Genomic DNA, 17,266 nt, shown 5'->3' on the forward strand with positions numbered 1-17,266 from the left:
GCCAAGGAGCCGCGCCCGATGCCCGACCACTCGACGGAAGTCCCGCGCCTCTCCTGGGCCGAGGTGTGCGCCCGGCGCCTGGAACGGCACGCGCTGTCCGCCCCCTCCGAGGACACCGGCCCCGCCGGCATCGTGGGGGCCATGGCCGGCACGCACGCGCAGGTCATGTCGGCCGCCGAACTGGCCGTCGGGCTGCGCCTCGCCGGCGCGACGCGCACCGATGTCCGTGAGGCCCTCTGGACCGAGCACAGCCTGATCAAGACGTTCGGTCCGCGCGGCACCGTTCATCTGCTCCCCGCCCGGGACCTGCCCCTGTGGATCGCGGCGCTGTCGGCCCTCCCGGTATCCCAGGTCGGCTTCTCCGACGACGTGCGAATGACCCCCGGCCAGACCGAGGAGGTCCTGGCCGCCATCGGGGACGCGTTGCGGGACGCCGAACTCACGATCGACGAGCTCGGCGAAGCGGTCGTCCGCCGTACGGGACCGTGGGCCGGAGATCTCGTCATGCCCGCGTTCCAGGGGATGTGGCCGCGCTGGCGCCAGGTCATGCACCTGGCCGGCATGCGGGGCGCCCTGTGCTTCGGCCCCGGCCGGGGGCGCAAGGTCACCTACACCGGTCCGGATCGATGGCTGCCCGGTTTCGTACCCGCCGACACGCGGGCCGCCCTGACCCATGTGGTGAAGAGCTACCTGCACGCGTACGGACCGGCCACACCACAGCGGTTCGCGCACTGGCTGAACGCCCCGGCCCGCTGGGCGAGCGATCTCTTCGCGTCACTGGCCGGCGAGCTCCAGAGGGTCGAGGTCGAAGGAGCCGCCGCGTGGGTGACGGCCGGTGACACCGCGGCGCCCTCCACCCCGCCGCGGGGCGTGCGGCTGCTCCCGTACTTCGACGGGTACGCCTACCGGGTCGGCAACCAGCCACCCGGGCTGCTCTATCCCGGCCGCGCCGCCGAACGCGTGCTGCGCGGGAACTTCCAGACCCTCCTGGTCGACGGCGTCGTCGCCGGCCTGTGGCACCAGCGCCGCTCGGGCCGCCGGATCGACATCACCGTCGAGCCTCTCGTGGACCTCACCGCCGCACAACGCGACGAGCTCGATCATCAGGGGGAACGCGTCGGAGAGATCCTTGAGGCCAGGCCGCGGCTGACCATCGGCGTCGTGACCGTGGGGGGCCATGCCTGACCCTCCGCGGCGGGTCAGGCTCACGTCTTCGCCACGAGGCTGAGCAACCTGTCGACCAGCCCTCGCGCGTGGTCGGCGCCGGCCGGGCTGTTGAAGAAGATCACGTGGAAGTAGAGCGGCGCCAGCACGACCTCCAGCAGTTCCAGCAGGGTGGGCGGGCTCTCCCCCCGGTCCCTGGCGCGGTCGAGCATGGCCTGCAGCTGCATGCCCCGTTCCAGAAGGTAGATCTGCCGGGGTTGCTCCTCTCCCTCGGCACGTGTGCCGACCATCGCGGCACGAAGGAACACCGCCCCCAGGGGACTGGCCACGTCCTCCGCCACCTGGACCGCGTAGGCCTCCAGGTCGCCTCGGAGCGTCCCGGTGTCCGCGACGGGCGACGAGGACGTCAGCCGCTCGGTGACCACGTCGTCGATCAGCGCGGCCAGGGTGCCCCAGCGCCGGTAGATCGTCGTCTGATGGACGCCGGACCGATCGGCCACCAGGGCGATGCTCAGGTCGTCCCATTCCTCCTCGCCGAGCAGGTCGACGACGGCCTGATGCACCGCCGCGCGAACGCGGGCCGTACGGCCTCCGGGGCGGCGAGCTGGTTGTTCTGCTGTCACGGTCACATACTAACGCAAAGATTCTTGCATTTAATGTGCCATCACCCTATGCTCCACCTGACGCAAGAAAACTTGCATTAAGGGGAGAGTATGCATCCGCTGGTCTTCGAGAAGGACGCCGTCTTCTGGTACGAGACGCTGCGCTCGTTCGGCCACATCGCCTACGGAGGCGCGGACTTCGGGGAGGTGGTGACGACCGCGCGACGCATCACCGAGGGTGATTACGACAGCTGGCACGACGAGTGGCGGGCCACCGCCGACAGGGTCGCCGCCCAGGCGGAACGCAGCCTGGCGGCGGGTCACGAGGTCAGCGCCCGGGACGGATTCCTGCGGGCGTCCACCTACTACCGTTCGGCCGGGTTCTTCCTGCACGGCGACCCGTCCGACCCGCGCGTCGACAGCGCCTACCTGCGCGGGGTGGAGTGCTTTCGCGCGGCGGCCGAGCTGTTGGAGATCACGGTGGAGCCGGTGTCGATCCCCTACGAGCACACCACCCTCCCCGGCTACCTCTACAGCGCGGGCGACGGCCGGACCCCCGGTCCCACGGTCGTGATGCACAACGGCTTCGACGGCAGCGCCGAGGAGATGCACTTCGTCGGCGCGGCGGCGCTGGTCGAGCGGGGATATCACGTCCTGACCTTCGACGGCCCCGGGCAGCCAGGGCCGATGCACCGCGAGGGACTGGTGTTCCGGCCGGACTGGGAGAACGTGGTCGGCCCGGTGCTCGACCACCTCCTCACGCTCCCCCAGGTCGATCCGGAGCGCGTCGCGCTGCTGGGCAACAGCATGGGAGGCCTGCTGGCGCCGCGCGCGGCGGCGTTCGACCCCCGGATCAAGGCGCTCGTCTCCCTCGACGGCGTCTACGACATGGGCATGACCGTCACCGGCGGCTTCGGCGGTGACCGCGACCGGGCGGGTGCCGTGCTGCGGGCCGAGGGGGACTTCGCCTTCCAGGGCCAGCCGGAGGCTCTGTACGAGCACCTCACCTGCCCGAAGACCTTCCTGGAGTTCACCGACGAGGAGGGAGCCGGCGCCCACTGCCAGGCGGGCGCCCAGCGGCTGGCGATGACCCGCGTCGGCGACTGGCTGGACGAGACCTTCGGGAGCGCCCGATGAGCCGGCCCGTCAGGCAGGACCACCAGGAGAGCACAATGAACCAGCCCGGCACGCGAACCCCCCAGGAGAAGGAAATGAACCGGTCCGGCAGAAGCGGGATCATCTCGGTCGTGCTGTGGGACGTCGCACCGATGATCGTCGTGTACTACGGATGCCGCGCGCTGGGCGTGAGCGAGTACGTCTCCATGCTGACGGCGGCGAGCGCCGGGTTCCTGCGCGTGGCCTACGTCGCCCTCCGGCAGCGCCGCTTCGACGGCTTCGCCGCCTTCATGGGAACCCTCTTCGGCGTGGGACTCGTCCTGTCCCTCCTGGCCGGGGACGAGAGATTCCTGATGGCCGTCAAGTCCGTCACCACCTCGGTCGCCGGTCTGATCTTCCTGGGCACCTGCGTCGCCGGCCGTCCCGCCGCCTTCGCCGTGGCCAAGCTCTTCGGCGCCGAGAACGCGGACACCGTACGGCGCTGGGAGGCCCTGTACGCCGCGGAGCCCGCCTTCCGCCGCGTCTACCTGGTGATGACCGTGGTGTGGGGCGTCGTCCTCCTCGCCGAGTCGGCCGCCCGCATCCCGCTGATCTACCTGCTGCCGGCCGACGTCATGGTCGGACTGTCATCGATCCTCCTGATAGGGACCATCGGGCTGCTCGCCCTGTGGAGCTCCTGGTACGGCAAGCGCGGCGAGCAGGCGGCGCAGCGCTTCCACTCCGGCCCGGAGGCGGTCGGCATTCCGTGAGCACGACCCCGCGGACGTCCGCCGCGGGGCCGGGATCGAGCACGTCCTGACCTCGCTACGGGGTCAGGACGATCTTGTTGCACTCGTCCTGCTTGTTCTTGAACATCTCGTAGCCGCGCGGGGCGTCCTCCAGCCTCATGCGATGGCTGATGACGAAGCTGGGATCGATGTCGCCGTTGCGGATCCGGCCCAGCAGGGGCTTCAGATACCGCTGCACGTGGCACTGGCCGCCCCTCAGTGTCAGTGACCGGTTCATCAGCGAGCCCATCGGGAACTTGTCGAGCAGGCCGCCGTAGACGCCGATCACGGAGACGGTCCCGCCGTTGCGGCAGGCCATGATCGCCTCGCGCAGGGCGTGCGGCCGCTCGGTCTCCATCCGGGTCGCCTGCTTGACCCGGTCGTAGGCGTGCACGGGGCCGGTGGGGTGGTGGGCCTCCATGCCCACCGCGTCGATGCACCCGTCCGGGCCGCGGCCCGCGGTGAGGTCCCGCAGCGCGTCGAGGACGTCGACCTCCTCGTAGTTGAGCGTCCGCGCGCCCGCCCGTTCGGCTCTCTTCAGCCGGTACGGAAAACGGTCGATGGCGATGACCTGCTCGGCCCCCATCAGGAACGCGCTGGCGACCGCGAACTGACCGACGGGTCCCGCTCCCCACACCGCGATGACGTCACCGGGCTTGATGTCGCACATCTCCGCGCCCATCCAGCCGGTGGGCAGGATGTCGGACAGGAACAGCACCTGCTCGTCCGGCAGGTCGCCCTCGATCTTGATCGGTCCCACGTCGGCGAACGGCACGCGCGCGTACTCCGCCTGGCCCCCCGGGTAGCCGCCGAGCATGTGGGAGTAACCGAAGATGCCCGCGGGGGCGTGGCCCATGAACTTCTCCGCCAGGCCCGCGTTGGGATTGGAGTTCTCGCACACCGAGAACATCTCGTGCCGGCAGGCGACGCAGTTGCCGCAGGCGATCGGAAAGGGGACGACCACCCGGTCGCCGACCCGCAGGGTCGACACCCTCGGGCCCACCTCCACCACCTCGCCCATGAACTCGTGGCCGAGGATGTCGCCCTTCTTCATGGTCGGGACGTAGCCGTCGTACAGGTGCAGGTCGGAGCCGCAGATCGCGGTCGAGGTGATGCGGACGATAGCGTCGTGGCCGTTCAGGATCCCGGGGTCGGGAACCTCCTGGACCTCGACGGTGTTCCGGCCCATCCAGCAGTTGGCCTTCATGGAATTCTCCTTACCTCACGGGCTGGGCGGGACGCTGCCTGACCTGGCGCGACGCACGGGTGCCCTCGGGGCTGCCCTCGGAACGGACCACCTCGCCGGTCTCCATGACCTGCTTGAACCGGCGCAGGTCGTCTCGCACCTGCTGCTCGGGGTGCTCGCCCAGCAGCCTGGCGAGGGCGAGGCCGGCCCTGCCGCCCGGCGGGTCGTAGATGAGGCGCACCCGCACCTCCGTACCGCGCCCGCCGGGAGCGTCGGAGAAACTCACGAAACCGCGGTTACCGGCGAGGACGCCCTTCGTGGAACGCCAGGAGATCAGCTCGCCGGAGCAGTCTTCGACGATCTCCGCCTCCCACTCGACGGTCCTCTTCAGCGGTGCTCTCGCCTTCCAGCGCGAGTGCCCGTCGCCGATCGTCTCCACCGACTCCAGGTGCGTCATGAAGCGGGGAAGTTTCTCGAAGTCGCGCCAGTACAGGTACACCTCCTCGCGAGGGCGGTTGATCGTGATGGCCGCGTGAAGATTCATCCTGCGCTCCCTCATTCCGTGCTCACGGCTCCGGTTCGCGCGTAGCGCGGTGTACAGGTCGACGGCGGCGATGCCGGCGACCGCCATCGCGACGGCGGCGACAGGCGATGTCCCACCGATTTCATAACCACACAAAGTACTCAAACAATCACATTAAGTACCCAATGCGCCCAGAACAACACCGACTATCCGAATTCTTTGGATACTCCACACCCGTCTCCCATTGGGCGACGGGTCATCGGCGGCTCAGCAGTCGCCGGGTCCCGTACAGGATCGCGCCGGCCGCGAGAACGGCGCCGCCGGAGAGCACCGCGTCCGGCGGGAGGCTGAACGCCAGCGCCACGCAGCCGGCGAGGCCCAGGACGGGAACGGCCCGGGGCGGGCGGCCTTCGCCGGGAGGCAGGGTCCAGGCGGAGGCGTTGGCGATGGCGTAGTACACCAGCACGCCGACGGAGGAGAATCCGATGGCACCACGCAGGTCACCGGCCAGCACGAGCACGGCGACGACGGCGCCGACGGCGAGCTCGGCCCGGTGCGGCACCTTGAAACGCGGATGCACGGCGGCCAGGACGGGCGGCAGGTAGCGGTCCCTGGCCATGGCCAGGGTGGTGCGGGAGACGCCGAGGATCAGCGCCAGCAACGACCCGAGGGCGGCGATCGCGGCGCCGGCCTGGACCACCGGGACCAGAGCCGGCACACCCGCGACACCGACCGCCTCGGCCAGCGGGGCGGTCGTCTCGCCCAGCCTCCGGGGGCCCAGGACCGCCAGGACGCTGACGGCCACGGCCGCGTAGACGACCAGGGTGATGCCGAGGGCGACGGGGATCGCGCGCGGGATCGTCCGGACCGGGTCGCGCACCTCCTCACCCAGGGTGGCGATGCGGGCGTAGCCGGCGAAGGCGAAGAACAACAGGCCCGCGGCCTGCAGCACCCCGCGCACGCCCGTGTCGAGGGAGATGTCCAGTCCCGCCGCCCGGGCCTGCCCGCCGGCCACGCTCGCCACCACCACGGCGGCCAGAACCAGGAGCACCACCGCGACGATCGTGCGGGTCAGCCACGCGGCCTTCCGCACCCCGGTGTAGTTCAGCGCGGTCAGGGCCACCACCGTGGCCGCGGCCACCTCCCGCTGGTGCCCCGGCCACACGTAGGCGCCCACGGTCAAGGCCATCGCCGCGCAGGAAGCGAGCTTGCCGACCACAAAACTCCAGCCGGCCAGGTAGCCCCAGAAGGGGCCCAGGCGCATCCGGCCGTAGACGTAGGTGCCGCCGGAGTCGGGATAGCGCGCCGCCAGCCGGGCGGAGGAGGTGGCGTTGCAGTAGGCCACCACCGCCGCGAGGCCCAGTCCCGGCAGCAGTCCCGATCCGGCCGCCGCCGCGGCCGGGGCGAGCGCGGAGAAGACCCCGGCGCCGATCATCGACCCCAGGCCGATCACCACCGCGTCCGCCAGGCCCAGCCGGCGCTCCAGCCTCGGCAGCCCGGGATCGGCAGATGTCCCCGCCACGGCGCCCCCCGCACTTCCAGACAGACCGGAACTCGATACCGGGCCACGATAACGGGCCGCGACGCGCGGACATCGTCCGGGACCGGCCGTGCGGGCCCCGCTCAGCGGAGCCCGCACCTATCCATAACCACCGGTTATGACCTCAGGTCTTGGACAGGCCGTCGACGCCTCCGGCAGGGTTGATCGAGCACCGAGACCGCACAACGAGGGAGAACCGATGAACAAGGTCTGGCTGATCACTGGAGCCGGCAGCGGCTTCGGCCAGGCGATCACTCAGGCGGCGGTCGCCGCCGGCGACGTCGTCATCGCGACCGCCCGCCGCGTCGCGACATTGAACGACCTGGTCACGGCGCACCCGGGCCAGGTCGAGGCGCTGCCGCTCGACGTCACCGACACCGCCGCCATCGAGGCCACGGTGCGGGACGTCGTCGACCGCCACGGACGGATCGACGTACTGGTCAACAACGCCGGCCGCAGCCACGTCGGCGCGGCCGAGGAGACCACCGACGCCGAGCTGCGCTCGCTGTTCGAGGTCCACGTCTTCGGGCCCGCCTCGCTGATCCGCGCGGTGCTGCCGCACATGCGCGACCGCCGGTCCGGGGCGATCGTGCAGTTGAGCAGCATGGGCGGCCAGATGTCCTTCGCCGGGTTCTCCGCCTACAGCGCCACCAAGTTCGCGCTTGAGGGGATGTCCGAGGCGCTGGCGGAGGAGGTTCGCCCGCTCGGCGTCAAGGTGCTGGTCGTGGAGCCGGGCGCCTTCCGCACCGCCCTGTTCGGCAACATCAGCGCCAGTGCGCAGATCTCCGACTACGCGGACACCGTCGGCCCGACCAGGCGGATGGTCGAGACCGGGCACGGCACGCAGCCCGGCGACCCGGCCAAGGCGGCGGCCGCCATCCTCACCGCGCTGGAGACCGACGAGACCCCACTGCGCCTGCCCCTGGGAGACGACGCCGTCGACGCCATCCTCGGCCACCACGACACCGTCCGCGCGGAGATCTCCGCCTGGGAGAAGGTCGCCCGCGACACCCGCCACGCGGACTGAAACCCTCCCTGCCCTGAACTCCTTTCCGCAGGGCCGCTTCAGCGACGGCGACCAACCCTCAGCCGGACCGCACGGAGGCTTCAGCGTCGGGACGCGTTCTGAGCGGCCCGAAACGGAGCGGCTACGGCTCGCACGCCGTACGGCGGGGCAGAGGGGCGCGGAGGCGGGCCGGTGTTCCGGGCGGCGTATGAAAAAGCGCAACCGCCACGCCCGCGCAGGCCGGAGGCCTGAATCACAGGACAGCAACCGAGACGGCCGCCCGGAACACCGGCCCGCCGCAGCGCAAACCACGCCCAACCACCCCCGAATCACCCGGCCGCACCCAAAACGCACCTGACCGTACTCGGCCGCGTCTCCGTACGGCGGCGAAATCAGCGGACGGGGTGGCCCGCCTGGCGGAGGGTCTCCTTGACCTCGCCGATCTTGAGCTGGCCGAAGTGGAACACCGACGCCGCCAGGACCGCGTCGGCCCCCGCCTCGACGGCCGGGGGGAAGTGCTCCAGCGAGCCCGCGCCGCCGCTGGCGATCACGGGGACCGACACGGCCCGCCGTACGGCGCGGATCATCTCCAGGTCGTAGCCGTCGCGGGTGCCGTCGCCGTCCATGGAGTTGAGCAGGATCTCCCCCGCGCCGAGCTCCTCGCCCCTGCGGGCCCACTCGACCGCGTCGATGCCGGTGCCCCGGCGACCGCCGTGGGTGGTCACCTCGAACCCGGACGGGGTCGGCGGGCCGTCCACGACCCGGCGGGCGTCCACCGACAGCACGATGCACTGCGCGCCGTACCGCTGCGACGCCTCGGTCAGCAGCTCGGGCCGGGCGATCGCCGCGGTGTTCAGGCCCACCTTGTCCGCACCCGCGCGCAGCAGCCTGTCGACGTCCTCGACCGAGCGCACGCCCCCGCCCACGGTCAGCGGGATGAACACCTGCTCGGCCGTCCGGCTGACCACGTCGTACATCGTGGACCGGTCGGAGCTGGAGGCCGTGATGTCGAGGAACGTCAGCTCGTCGGCCCCCTCGGCGTCGTAGCGGCGGGCCAGCTCCACCGGGTCTCCGGCGTCACGGAGGTTCTCGAAGTTGACGCCCTTGACCACCCGCCCGGCGTCCACGTCCAGGCAGGGAATCACTCGTACCGCGACACTCATCTACAGCTCCTCAACCACGGCAGGCCTCCGCCTCCGCCTCGACCGGCAGCGGCGGGTCACCGCGACGTCCCCTCATCACGCAACCTACGACCTCACCGCGGCGAGAGCCTCCTCAAGGGTGAACTCCTGCGCGTAGAGAGCCTTCCCCACGATCGCCCCCTCGACGCCGATCGGGACCAGCCCGGCCAGGGCACGCAGGTCGTCCAGGGAGGAGACGCCCCCGCTGGCGACCACCGGCTTGTCGGTACGGGAGCAGAACTCGCGGAGCAGCTCCAGGTTGGGGCCGAGCAGCGTGCCGTCCTTGGTGACGTCGGTGACGACGTAGCGGGGGCAGCCGTCGGCCTCAAGACGTTCGAGGACCTCCCACAGGTCGCCGCCCTCCTGGGTCCAGCCGCGGGCGGCGAGGGTGGTGCCGCGCACGTCGAGGCCGATCGCGATGCTGTCGCCGTACTCAGCGATGATCTTGGAGCACCAGGCCGGGTTCTCCAGGGCCGCGGTGCCGATGTTCACCCGGCGGCAGCCGGTGGCCAGCGCGGCCTCCAGGGAGGCGTCGTCGCGGATCCCGCCGGACATCTCCACCTTGACGTCGAGCGCGTCCACGACGGTGGCGAGCAGGTCCCGGTTCGTACCGCGGCCGAAGGCGGCGTCGAGGTCGACCAGGTGGATCCACTCGGCGCCGGCCTCCTGCCACATGAGCGCCGCGGAGAGGGGGTCGCCGTAGGAAGTCTCGGTGCCGGCCGCGCCCTGGACCAGGCGAACCGCCCGGCCGTCGGCGACGTCCACGGCGGGGAGCAGCTCTAGCGACATCTGATCAAGACCTCCGGTCGAAGACAAGGGTGACGAGAAGCGGTACAAAAAGCAGCGACAGGACGAGGACTCCGAACCGCGCGCTCCACGAGGACCACAGCAGCCAGGCGATCACTTGGACGATCATGAAAAGCACCGCCACGCCGCCGTTCTGCGCGCGGCGGCGGCGGGCGATGATGCCGCCCTGGGAGGCGATGCGAACGGGCCTGCCGGGCAGGAGGGCCGTGATCCTGCCGATCCGCCGGCGGCGCCGTGCCAGTTTGGCCTCGCGCTCGGCCTGCAGGACCGCCTGACGTGCCTGCTCGGCCTCGCGTTCGGCCCTGCGGCGGGCCCGTTCCTTGCTCATGGGGGATCCAATGGGGGGGTCGGTAAGGGAACCGCCGAAAGATCCGATCGAGGGCTCACCTTACGGTTCCGAGCCAGTTCGTGAGCAGCTGGGCTCCGGCGTCGCCCGACTTCTCGGGGTGGAACTGGGTGGCCGTCAGCGGGCCGTTCTCCACCGCCGCCACGAACGGGACGTTGTGCTCCGACCAGGTGACCAGGGGGTCGTCGAAGCCCGGTCCCGCCTGGAGCTCCCAGGTCCGCACGCCGTACGAGTGGACGAAGTAGAAGCGCGTCTCCGGATCGATCCCGGCGAACAGCACGGTGTCGGCGGGCGGCTTGACGGTGTTCCAGCCCATGTGGGGCAGGACCGGGGCGTCGAGACGCTCCACCGTGCCCGGCCACTCGCCGCAGCCCTCGGTCGTGACGCCGTGCTCGACGCCCGTCTCGAAGAGGATCTGCATGCCGACGCAGATGCCGAGAACCGGCCGCCCCGCCGCCAGGCGCCGCCCGATGACGCGCTCGCCTCGTACGGCGCGCAGCCCGGCCATGCAGGCGGCGAACGCCCCGACACCCGGGACGACGAGGCCGTCGGCCTCCATCGCCGCCGTGTAGTCGGAGGTCACCGTGACGTCGGCGCCGACCCGGGCCAGGGCCCGTTCCGCCGAGCGGAGGTTGCCCGAGCCGTAGTCGAGAACGGTTATGTTCACCATCGGAGCCTCACCACCAGAGCACCGCCGCCGTCGCCGCCAGGGCCGCGAGGGCGCCGAGCAGCAGCGCGCCCTTCTTCAGTCCCTGCTTGAAGAACGAGAAGATCCCGCCCACCAGGAAAAGGGCGATGAAGGCCATCGCCGTGGCCGCCCAGTTGCTGCTCATGCCGCCTCCCCCACCCGAAGGGACGGCCCGCCGCTCCACGGTGCGCCGCTCCACGGTGCGCCGCTCCACGGCGCGCGCGGGGACGGCCCGCCGTTCGGCGTGGCCTCCCTCGCCACCCGGAAGCCGGCGGCCCGCTCGTCGCGGCCGCTCACAGCACGCCCTTCGTGCTCGGCACGCCGGTGGCGCGGGGGTCGAGCTCGGACGCCTCGCGCAAGGCCCTGGCCAGAGCCTTGAACTGGGCCTCCACGATGTGGTGGGCGTTGCGGCCGTAAGGGACGTGGACGTGCAGGCAGATGGCGGCCTGCGCGACGAACGACTCCAGGATGTGCCTGGTCATCGTCGTGTCGTAGTCGGGGCCGATCATCGGGGCCATGCCCTCGGGCTCGCTGTGCACGAGGTACGGGCGGCCGGACAGGTCGACGGTGACCTGGGCGAGAGCCTCGTCCAGCGGGCAGGACGCGTTCCCGAACCTCCGGATGCCCGACTTGTCGCCCAGAGCCTCGCGGAACGCGGCCCCCAGGGCGATCGAGGTGTCCTCGATCGTGTGGTGGGAGTCGATGTGGAGGTCGCCCTCGGTCTTCACGGTCAGGTCGAACAGTCCGTGCTTGCCGAGCTGGTTCAGCATGTGGTCGTAGAACCCGACACCCGTGGACACGTCGACGTTTCCGGTGCCGTCGAGGTCGACCTCGACCAGCACCGAGGTCTCCTTGGTGCCACGCTCGACACGACCGCGACGCGGCGCGAACTCACCGGCGGTACTGCTCACAGGGTTCCCTCCAGGGCGGCGCGGAACGCCGCCATCTCCTTGGCCGTTCCGATGGACACTCTCAGCCATTCCGGCGGGCCCACCTCACGGATCAGCACTCCGTGCTCAAGCATGCCCTCCCAGACCGCGTGCCTATCCGGGAAACGGCCGAACAGCACGAAGTTGGCGTCCGAGTCGGCGACCGTCAGCCCCTTGCCGCGCAGCCACTCCACCGTCTCGTCCCGCTCGGCCCGCAGCATGTCGACGGTGCCGAGCAGCTCGGCCTGGTGGGCGAGCGCGACGCGCGCCGCCGTCTGGGTGAGCGTGGACAGATGGTACGGCAGGCGCACCAGGAGCAGCGCCTCGATCACCGCCGGGTCGGCGGCGAGGTAGCCGAGGCGGGTGCCCGCCATGGCGAACGCCTTGGACATCGTCCGGGTGACGATGAGCCGGGGGTTGTCCGGCAGCAGGACCAGCGCCGACGGGGTGCCGCCGCGCGCGAACTCGAAGTAGGCCTCGTCCACGACGACCATGCCAGGCGCGGCCTGGACGACCTTGGCGATCACGTCCGGGGCGAGCGCGGTGCCGGTCGGGTTGTTGGGCGAGGTGAGGAAGACGATGTCGGGCCGGTGCTCCTCGATCGCGGCGACGGCCTTGTCCGGGTCGAGCCCGAAGTCCTCCTCGCGCGCCCCGGAGATCCACTCGGTCGAGGAGCCGCCGGTGATGATCGGGTGCATCGAGTAGGACGGCTCGAAGCCCATCGCGGTGCGGCCGTGACCGCCGAAGGCCTGCAGGATCTGCTGGAGCACCTCGTTGGAGCCGTTGGCGGCCCAGACCCGCTCGACGGTCAGGTCGTGGCCGAGATAGGCGGCCAGGTCCCGGCGGAGCGCGACGGCGTCACGGTCGGGGTAGCGGTTGAGCCCCGCCGCGCCGTGCCGCACCGCCTCGGCCAGGTCGGTGACCAGGGAGGCCGAGGGGCCGTAGGGGTTCTCGTTGGTGTTGAGCCTGACCGGGACGTCGATCTGCGGGGCGCCGTACGGCGTGCGCCCCCGAAGGTCGTCCCTGATCGGCAGGTCTTCGAGCCTCACGAGGGGATCTCCCAGTCGAAACGCGCGCGGACGGCGGCGCCGTGCGCGGGAAGGTCTTCGGCGTCGGCGAGCACGCACACGTGGGCGGCCGCCTCGGCGAGGGCCTCACGGCTGTAGTCGACGACGTGGATGCCCCGCAGGAAGGTCTGCACCGACAGCCCCGAGGAGTGGCAGGCGCAGCCGCCGGTGGGCAGCACGTGGTTGGACCCGGCGAGGTAGTCGCCGAGCGAGACCGGCGCGTAGGCGCCGACGAAGACGGCCCCGGCGTTGCGCACCCTGGCGGCCAGCGCGGACGCCCCGGCGGTGTGGATCTCCAGGTGCTCGGCGGCGTAGGCGTCGACGACGCGCAGCCCGGCCTCCATGTCGTCGACGAGGAGGATGCCGGACTGGCGCCCGGCCAGGGCCTCGGTGATCCGCTCGCCGTGCTTGGTGGCGGCGACCTGGCGGGGCAGCTCCCGCTCGACGGCCTCGGCCAGCTCCTCGGAGTCGGTGACGAGGACGGCGGCGGCGATCGTGTCGTGCTCGGCCTGGCTGATGAGGTCGGCGGCGAGGTGCACCGGGTCGGCGGTGGAGTCGGCGAGGATCGCGATCTCGGTGGGGCCGGCCTCGGAGTCGATGCCGATGCGGCCCTTGAGCAGGCGCTTGGCGGCGGCGACCCAGATGTTGCCGGGGCCGGTGACCATGTCGACCGGGGCGCACTCCTCGGTGCCGTAGGCGAACATCGCCACGGCCTGGGCCCCGCCGACGGCGTGGACCTCGTCCACCCCGAGCAGCGCGCACGCGGCCAGGATGGTCGGGTGCGGCAGCCCGCCGAACTCCCGCTGCGCGGGCGAGGCGACCGCGAGGGAGGAGACCCCGGCCTCCTGGGCGGGGACCACGTTCATGACCACGCTGGAGGGGTACACCGCCCGGCCGCCGGGGACGTACAGGCCCACGCGCTCGACGGGGACCCAGCGCTCGGTGACGGTGCCGCCGGGCACGACCTGGGTGGTGACGTCGGTGCGCCGCTGGTCGCGGTGGACGAGACGGGCCCGGCGGATCGACTCCTCAAGGGCCGCCCGGATCCTCGGGTCGAGCGCCTCCAGCGCCTCGGTGACCGCCTGGACGGGGACGCGGGTGGACTCCAGCTCCACGCCGTCGAACCGGGCGGTCCACTCTCGTACGGCCGCGGCCCCGCGATGACGCACGTCGTCGCAGATCGACCGCACCTTCTCCAGGGCGGCTTCGACGTCGAGCTGGGCACGGGGCAGCACGCCGTGGAGATCCTCGGGGAGGGCTCCACGCAGGTCGGTACGGGAAATCACCCGTCCAGTCTACGGAGGGTTGGCACCCGGTCCCATCGTGTCCACCATCCGGACGCTTCATCCTTTCGTTAAACAGCGGAAAATACGGAGGGTACTCAGGCGAAGCCGTATAGTCAGCTTCGACGTTTCCTCGCCTCGCGAAATGCTCCGACGTCACGGGCACCCCAGACCGGACATTCCGTGCGACGGAGTCCCCCCTCCGTCCTGAGCGGCCGCTCGACACACGAGCGCGCTTCTTTACGTTGTAGATTCGTTCGACGTCCTACGCCGCCGGTCGTGAGTAAGCTTCGGATCGTGAGTAAGTCGAAGCGCACCGGTGGTCAGGGGACCCCGGCGACGGTGACGTTGACCCAGGCCGACGTGGATTTCACCCTTCACCCCTACGACCACGACGCCGACGCGCAGGCCTACGGCGAGGAGGCGGCCGACGCCCTCGGCGTGCCGTACGGGCAGATCTTCAAGACGCTCGTCGCCGAGGTGGAGAGCGGACTGGCCGTCGCGGTCGTGCCGGTGGCGGGCAAGCTCGACCTCAAGGCCTTCGCGGCGGCGCTGAAGAGCAAGCGGGCCGCGATGGCCGACGCGGCCAAGGTGGAACGCGTCACCGGTTACGTGGTGGGCGGCATCAGCCCGCTGGGGCAGCGCAAGCGCCTGCCGACCGTGATCGACGCCTCCGCCCTGGACTTCGAGACGATCTACTTCTCCGCCGGGCGGCGCGGGCTGCAGATCGAGACCGCCCCCTCCGAGCTGGTACGGCTCACACAGGCGATCACGGCGCCCATCGGCAAGACGGGCCAGCCTCCCCGGTGAGAGCCTCCGGAGGATCGGGCGAAGAGCTCCCGGGGACGGGCGGGCCTCCCATCGGGTATCGAGCCCGTTTCCTCAATGGTCCCGTCGAATCCCGGGCGATCCTGTCGAAGGTTGCCGACGCGCTCGACGACGGCCTTCGGCGAGACTGCGACGCAGGCCGTACCTGATCGGGGGAGCAGATGTTTTACCTGACCGCTACCGAGATGATCAAGCTGCTGCGCGCGGGGGAGGTCAGCGCGGTCGAGCTGCTCGACGCGCACCTGCGCCGGATCGAGGAGGTCAACCCGCAGGTCAACGCGATCGTCACACTGGTGGCCGACCGCGCCCGCGAGGAGGCGAGGGAGGCCGACCGTGACCTGGCGCGGGGCCACTGGCGCGGGCCGCTGCACGGGCTGCCGGTCGCGCACAAGGACCTGGCGGACACCGCGGGGATCCGCACCACATACGGCTCACCGCTCTTCGCCGACCACGTCCCCGTCAGGGACGCGCCGATCGTGCGGCGGATGCGCGAGGCCGGGGCGATCACCGTGGGCAAGACCAACACCCCGGAGTTCGGCACCGGCTCGCACACCGTGAACGAGCTGTTCGGCGCCACCCGCAACCCGTACGACCTGTCGAAGTCGGCGGGCGGCAGCAGCGGCGGGGCGGCGGCGGCACTGGCGACCGGGATGGTGGCCCTGGCCGACGGCTCGGACATGGGCGGCTCGCTGCGCAACCCGGCCTCGTTCTGCAACGTGGCGGGGCTGCGGCCGACGCCGGGCCGGGTGCCGTCGTCGTCGGCGACCGCGGCGTGGTTCACCCTCGGCGTGCCGGGGCCGATGGCCCGCACCGCCGAGGACCTGGCGCTGCTGATGAGCGCGGTGGCCGGGTTCGACGCCGCCTCTCCCCTGTCGATCACCGAGAGCGGCGCGGTCTTCGCCGAGCCGCTGGAGCTGGACGTGACCGGGCTGCGCATCGCGTGGAGCCCCGACCTGGGCGGGCTGCCGGTCGACGCGGAGACGGCGAAGGTCACGGCACAGGCCCCGGCGGTGTTCGAGAGCCTGGGCGCGCGGGTCGAACGGGTGGACCTGGACCTGTCGGACGCCGAGGACGCGTTCCGGATCTACCGGGCGTGGCACTACGCGTCGTCCTTCGGCGACCTCCCCCAGGACCGTGTGGGGGAGAACGTCCGGTGGAACGTCGAGCGGGGCCGCGAGGTGACCGGGGCGGACCTGGCGCGCGCGGAGCGGCTGCGCAGCGGCCTCTACCAGCGGATGGACGACTTCTTCCGCACCTACGACTTCCTGATCGCGCCGGTCAGCCAGGTGCCGCCGTTCCCGGTGGACGCGCCGTACGTCTCGGAGATCAACGGGCAGGCGCTGCCCGACTACCTGTCATGGATGCGCTCGGCCTACTGGATCAGCGTGCTGCACGCCCCCGCGGCGTCGGTGCCGTGCGGGTTCACCGGTGACGGACTGCCGGTCGGCGTGCAGATCGTCGGACGGCCCTTCGCCGACATGCGGGTCCTGCGCCTGGCCCACGCCTTCGAGCGGGCCACCGGGCACGGTGCGCGCAGGCCCGCCCGCCCCTGACGTCACGCCCCGGCGAACGGCGGCCCCGTGAGGAGTCCGACCGGGTCTCCCGCAGGACCTCGCGCTACCGGTCGCTGATGTCGTAGGCGGACAGCGGTCCGTAGGGGTCCTCCCCGCCGAACGGACGGCGCAGCGGCGAGTCCCGGTAGCCCGCGATGCTCTCCAGGGCGAAGAAGAGCCCGACGGCGAGCACCGGCCACGCCAGCAGCACGCCCTGAGCGGTCAGGCCCAGCGGGCCGGCGATCAGGTGCGTGGACGTCCCGGAGGCGGCGACCGTCACCGCACCGAGGTTGACCGCCCGGCCGACCAGCAGGGCGACGTACGAGCCGAGCAGGCCGCCCGCCCCCAGCCCCAGCACCACCGCGAGCGGGCGGCCCCTGCGCGACAGGCTGTAGCCGATGGCGCCGCAGGCCAGGCCGATGGCGCCGGCGATGATGGCGAACCAGCCGTCGGCCGCGATGAGCGCCTGGGTGGTGGGGTCGGCCAGCAGCGGGCCCTGGTCGGTGACGACATACGGCGGGCGCGGCGCGGCGAGCGACCACAGGACTCCGGCGATCACCCCGGCCAGGCCAAGTGCCAGCACGGTGACGGCGAAGTCACGTGCGTTCCGCAATGTGGTTCCCTTCACCCTCTGTATTGATGTGCCCGATGTTACCCACCGGCTCGCCACGCGTTACCGG

Annotated in this window: 19 protein-coding genes; 6 read left to right on the forward strand and 13 right to left on the reverse strand. The window is 71.4% G+C overall.

All coding sequences use genetic code 11. The features are described from left to right. The first annotated feature begins 18 nt into the window (after nt 1–18). Nucleotides 19–1,185 carry a winged helix DNA-binding domain-containing protein gene (locus J2853_RS20850; RefSeq protein ID WP_307560409.1) on the forward strand — a complete coding sequence of 389 codons (1,167 nt, stop codon included), beginning with the start codon at nt 19–21 and terminating at the stop codon, nt 1,183–1,185. Between the two features lie 20 nt (nt 1,186–1,205). Here J2853_RS20850 and J2853_RS20855 read toward each other — a convergent pair whose 3' ends face one another. After that, a complete protein-coding gene (locus tag J2853_RS20855) occupies nt 1,206–1,787 on the reverse strand; it encodes a TetR-like C-terminal domain-containing protein (protein WP_307560410.1) in 582 nt (193 codons plus the stop codon). A 90-nt stretch (nt 1,788–1,877) separates the two neighbouring features. Here J2853_RS20855 and J2853_RS20860 point away from each other — a divergent pair, with 90 nt between their 5' ends. After that, nucleotides 1,878–2,903: an alpha/beta hydrolase family protein gene (locus tag J2853_RS20860; RefSeq protein WP_307560412.1), complete on the forward strand. Its 1,026-nt coding sequence runs from the start codon at nt 1,878–1,880 to the stop codon at nt 2,901–2,903. After that, complete coding sequence (locus J2853_RS20865; protein WP_307560414.1) at nt 2,900–3,631, forward strand: VC0807 family protein; 732 nt, start codon at nt 2,900–2,902, stop codon at nt 3,629–3,631. The genes J2853_RS20860 and J2853_RS20865 overlap by 4 nt, the downstream gene beginning before the upstream one ends. A gap of 55 nt (nt 3,632–3,686) precedes the next feature. Here the strand turns inward: J2853_RS20865 and J2853_RS20870 are convergent, their stop codons facing one another. From J2853_RS20870 to J2853_RS20880, 3 genes are all read right to left on the reverse strand, one after another. Further along, nucleotides 3,687–4,856 carry a zinc-dependent alcohol dehydrogenase gene (locus J2853_RS20870; RefSeq protein WP_307560416.1) on the reverse strand — a complete coding sequence of 390 codons (1,170 nt, stop codon included), beginning with the start codon at nt 4,854–4,856 and terminating at the stop codon, nt 3,687–3,689. A gap of 10 nt (nt 4,857–4,866) precedes the next feature. After that, complete coding sequence (locus J2853_RS20875; RefSeq protein ID WP_307560418.1) at nt 4,867–5,523, reverse strand: SRPBCC family protein; 657 nt, start codon at nt 5,521–5,523, stop codon at nt 4,867–4,869. 91 nt (nt 5,524–5,614) lie between these two features. Next, nucleotides 5,615–6,880: an APC family permease gene (locus tag J2853_RS20880; RefSeq protein ID WP_307560420.1), complete on the reverse strand. Its 1,266-nt coding sequence runs from the start codon at nt 6,878–6,880 to the stop codon at nt 5,615–5,617. Between the two features lie 217 nt (nt 6,881–7,097). Between J2853_RS20880 and J2853_RS20885 the strand changes: the two genes are divergently transcribed. Further along, the gene (locus J2853_RS20885; protein ID WP_307560422.1) at nt 7,098–7,925 is read left to right on the forward strand and encodes an oxidoreductase; all 828 of its coding nucleotides are present in this window, start codon (nt 7,098–7,100) and stop codon (nt 7,923–7,925) included. Between the two features lie 371 nt (nt 7,926–8,296). On the opposite strand, the gene hisF is transcribed toward J2853_RS20885, so the two are convergent. From hisF to hisD, 8 genes are all read right to left on the reverse strand, one after another. Further along, nucleotides 8,297–9,067, reverse strand: coding sequence for an imidazole glycerol phosphate synthase subunit HisF (hisF, locus tag J2853_RS20890; protein ID WP_307560424.1), 771 nt, complete (start codon nt 9,065–9,067; stop codon nt 8,297–8,299). Between the two features lie 84 nt (nt 9,068–9,151). Beyond that, the gene (priA, locus tag J2853_RS20895; protein ID WP_307560426.1) at nt 9,152–9,874 is read right to left on the reverse strand and encodes a bifunctional 1-(5-phosphoribosyl)-5-((5-phosphoribosylamino)methylideneamino)imidazole-4-carboxamide isomerase/phosphoribosylanthranilate isomerase PriA; all 723 of its coding nucleotides are present in this window, start codon (nt 9,872–9,874) and stop codon (nt 9,152–9,154) included. A 4-nt stretch (nt 9,875–9,878) separates the two neighbouring features. Further along, nucleotides 9,879–10,220 carry a hypothetical protein gene (locus tag J2853_RS20900; RefSeq protein ID WP_307560427.1) on the reverse strand — a complete coding sequence of 114 codons (342 nt, stop codon included), beginning with the start codon at nt 10,218–10,220 and terminating at the stop codon, nt 9,879–9,881. A 55-nt stretch (nt 10,221–10,275) separates the two neighbouring features. Beyond that, entirely contained in the window at nt 10,276–10,908 is a 633-nt protein-coding gene (gene hisH, locus J2853_RS20905; RefSeq protein ID WP_307560429.1) for an imidazole glycerol phosphate synthase subunit HisH, read from the reverse strand. A 7-nt stretch (nt 10,909–10,915) separates the two neighbouring features. Further along, nucleotides 10,916–11,071 (reverse strand): CG2302 family histidine operon protein, encoded by a 156-nt coding sequence (locus J2853_RS20910; RefSeq protein ID WP_307560432.1) that lies wholly within the window; start codon nt 11,069–11,071, stop codon nt 10,916–10,918. Between the two features lie 148 nt (nt 11,072–11,219). Further along, nucleotides 11,220–11,837 carry an imidazoleglycerol-phosphate dehydratase HisB gene (gene hisB / locus J2853_RS20915; protein ID WP_307560434.1) on the reverse strand — a complete coding sequence of 206 codons (618 nt, stop codon included), beginning with the start codon at nt 11,835–11,837 and terminating at the stop codon, nt 11,220–11,222. Continuing rightward, nucleotides 11,834–12,904 (reverse strand): histidinol-phosphate transaminase, encoded by a 1,071-nt coding sequence (locus J2853_RS20920; RefSeq protein WP_307560436.1) that lies wholly within the window; start codon nt 12,902–12,904, stop codon nt 11,834–11,836. Before J2853_RS20920 ends, hisB begins: the two co-directional genes overlap by 4 nt. Beyond that, nucleotides 12,901–14,208 carry a histidinol dehydrogenase gene (gene hisD / locus J2853_RS20925; protein ID WP_307560438.1) on the reverse strand — a complete coding sequence of 436 codons (1,308 nt, stop codon included), beginning with the start codon at nt 14,206–14,208 and terminating at the stop codon, nt 12,901–12,903. Before hisD ends, J2853_RS20920 begins: the two co-directional genes overlap by 4 nt. Nucleotides 14,209–14,502: 294 nt before the next feature. Between hisD and ybaK the strand changes: the two genes are divergently transcribed. Both ybaK and J2853_RS20935 read left to right on the forward strand, forming a co-directional pair. After that, nucleotides 14,503–15,015, forward strand: coding sequence for a Cys-tRNA(Pro) deacylase (gene ybaK / locus J2853_RS20930; RefSeq protein ID WP_307560439.1), 513 nt, complete (start codon nt 14,503–14,505; stop codon nt 15,013–15,015). A 179-nt stretch (nt 15,016–15,194) separates the two neighbouring features. Further along, a complete protein-coding gene (locus tag J2853_RS20935; protein WP_307560441.1) occupies nt 15,195–16,586 on the forward strand; it encodes an amidase in 1,392 nt (463 codons plus the stop codon). 64 nt (nt 16,587–16,650) lie between these two features. On the opposite strand, the gene J2853_RS20940 is transcribed toward J2853_RS20935, so the two are convergent. Next, nucleotides 16,651–17,199, reverse strand: a complete 549-nt coding sequence (locus J2853_RS20940) for a hypothetical protein (RefSeq protein ID WP_307560442.1) — start codon at nt 17,197–17,199, stop codon at nt 16,651–16,653. Between the last annotated feature and the right edge of the window lie 67 nt (nt 17,200–17,266).

Origin of the sequence: Streptosporangium lutulentum (assembly GCF_030811455.1) — a bacterium.
Lineage (GTDB): Bacteria > Actinomycetota > Actinomycetes > Streptosporangiales > Streptosporangiaceae > Streptosporangium > Streptosporangium lutulentum.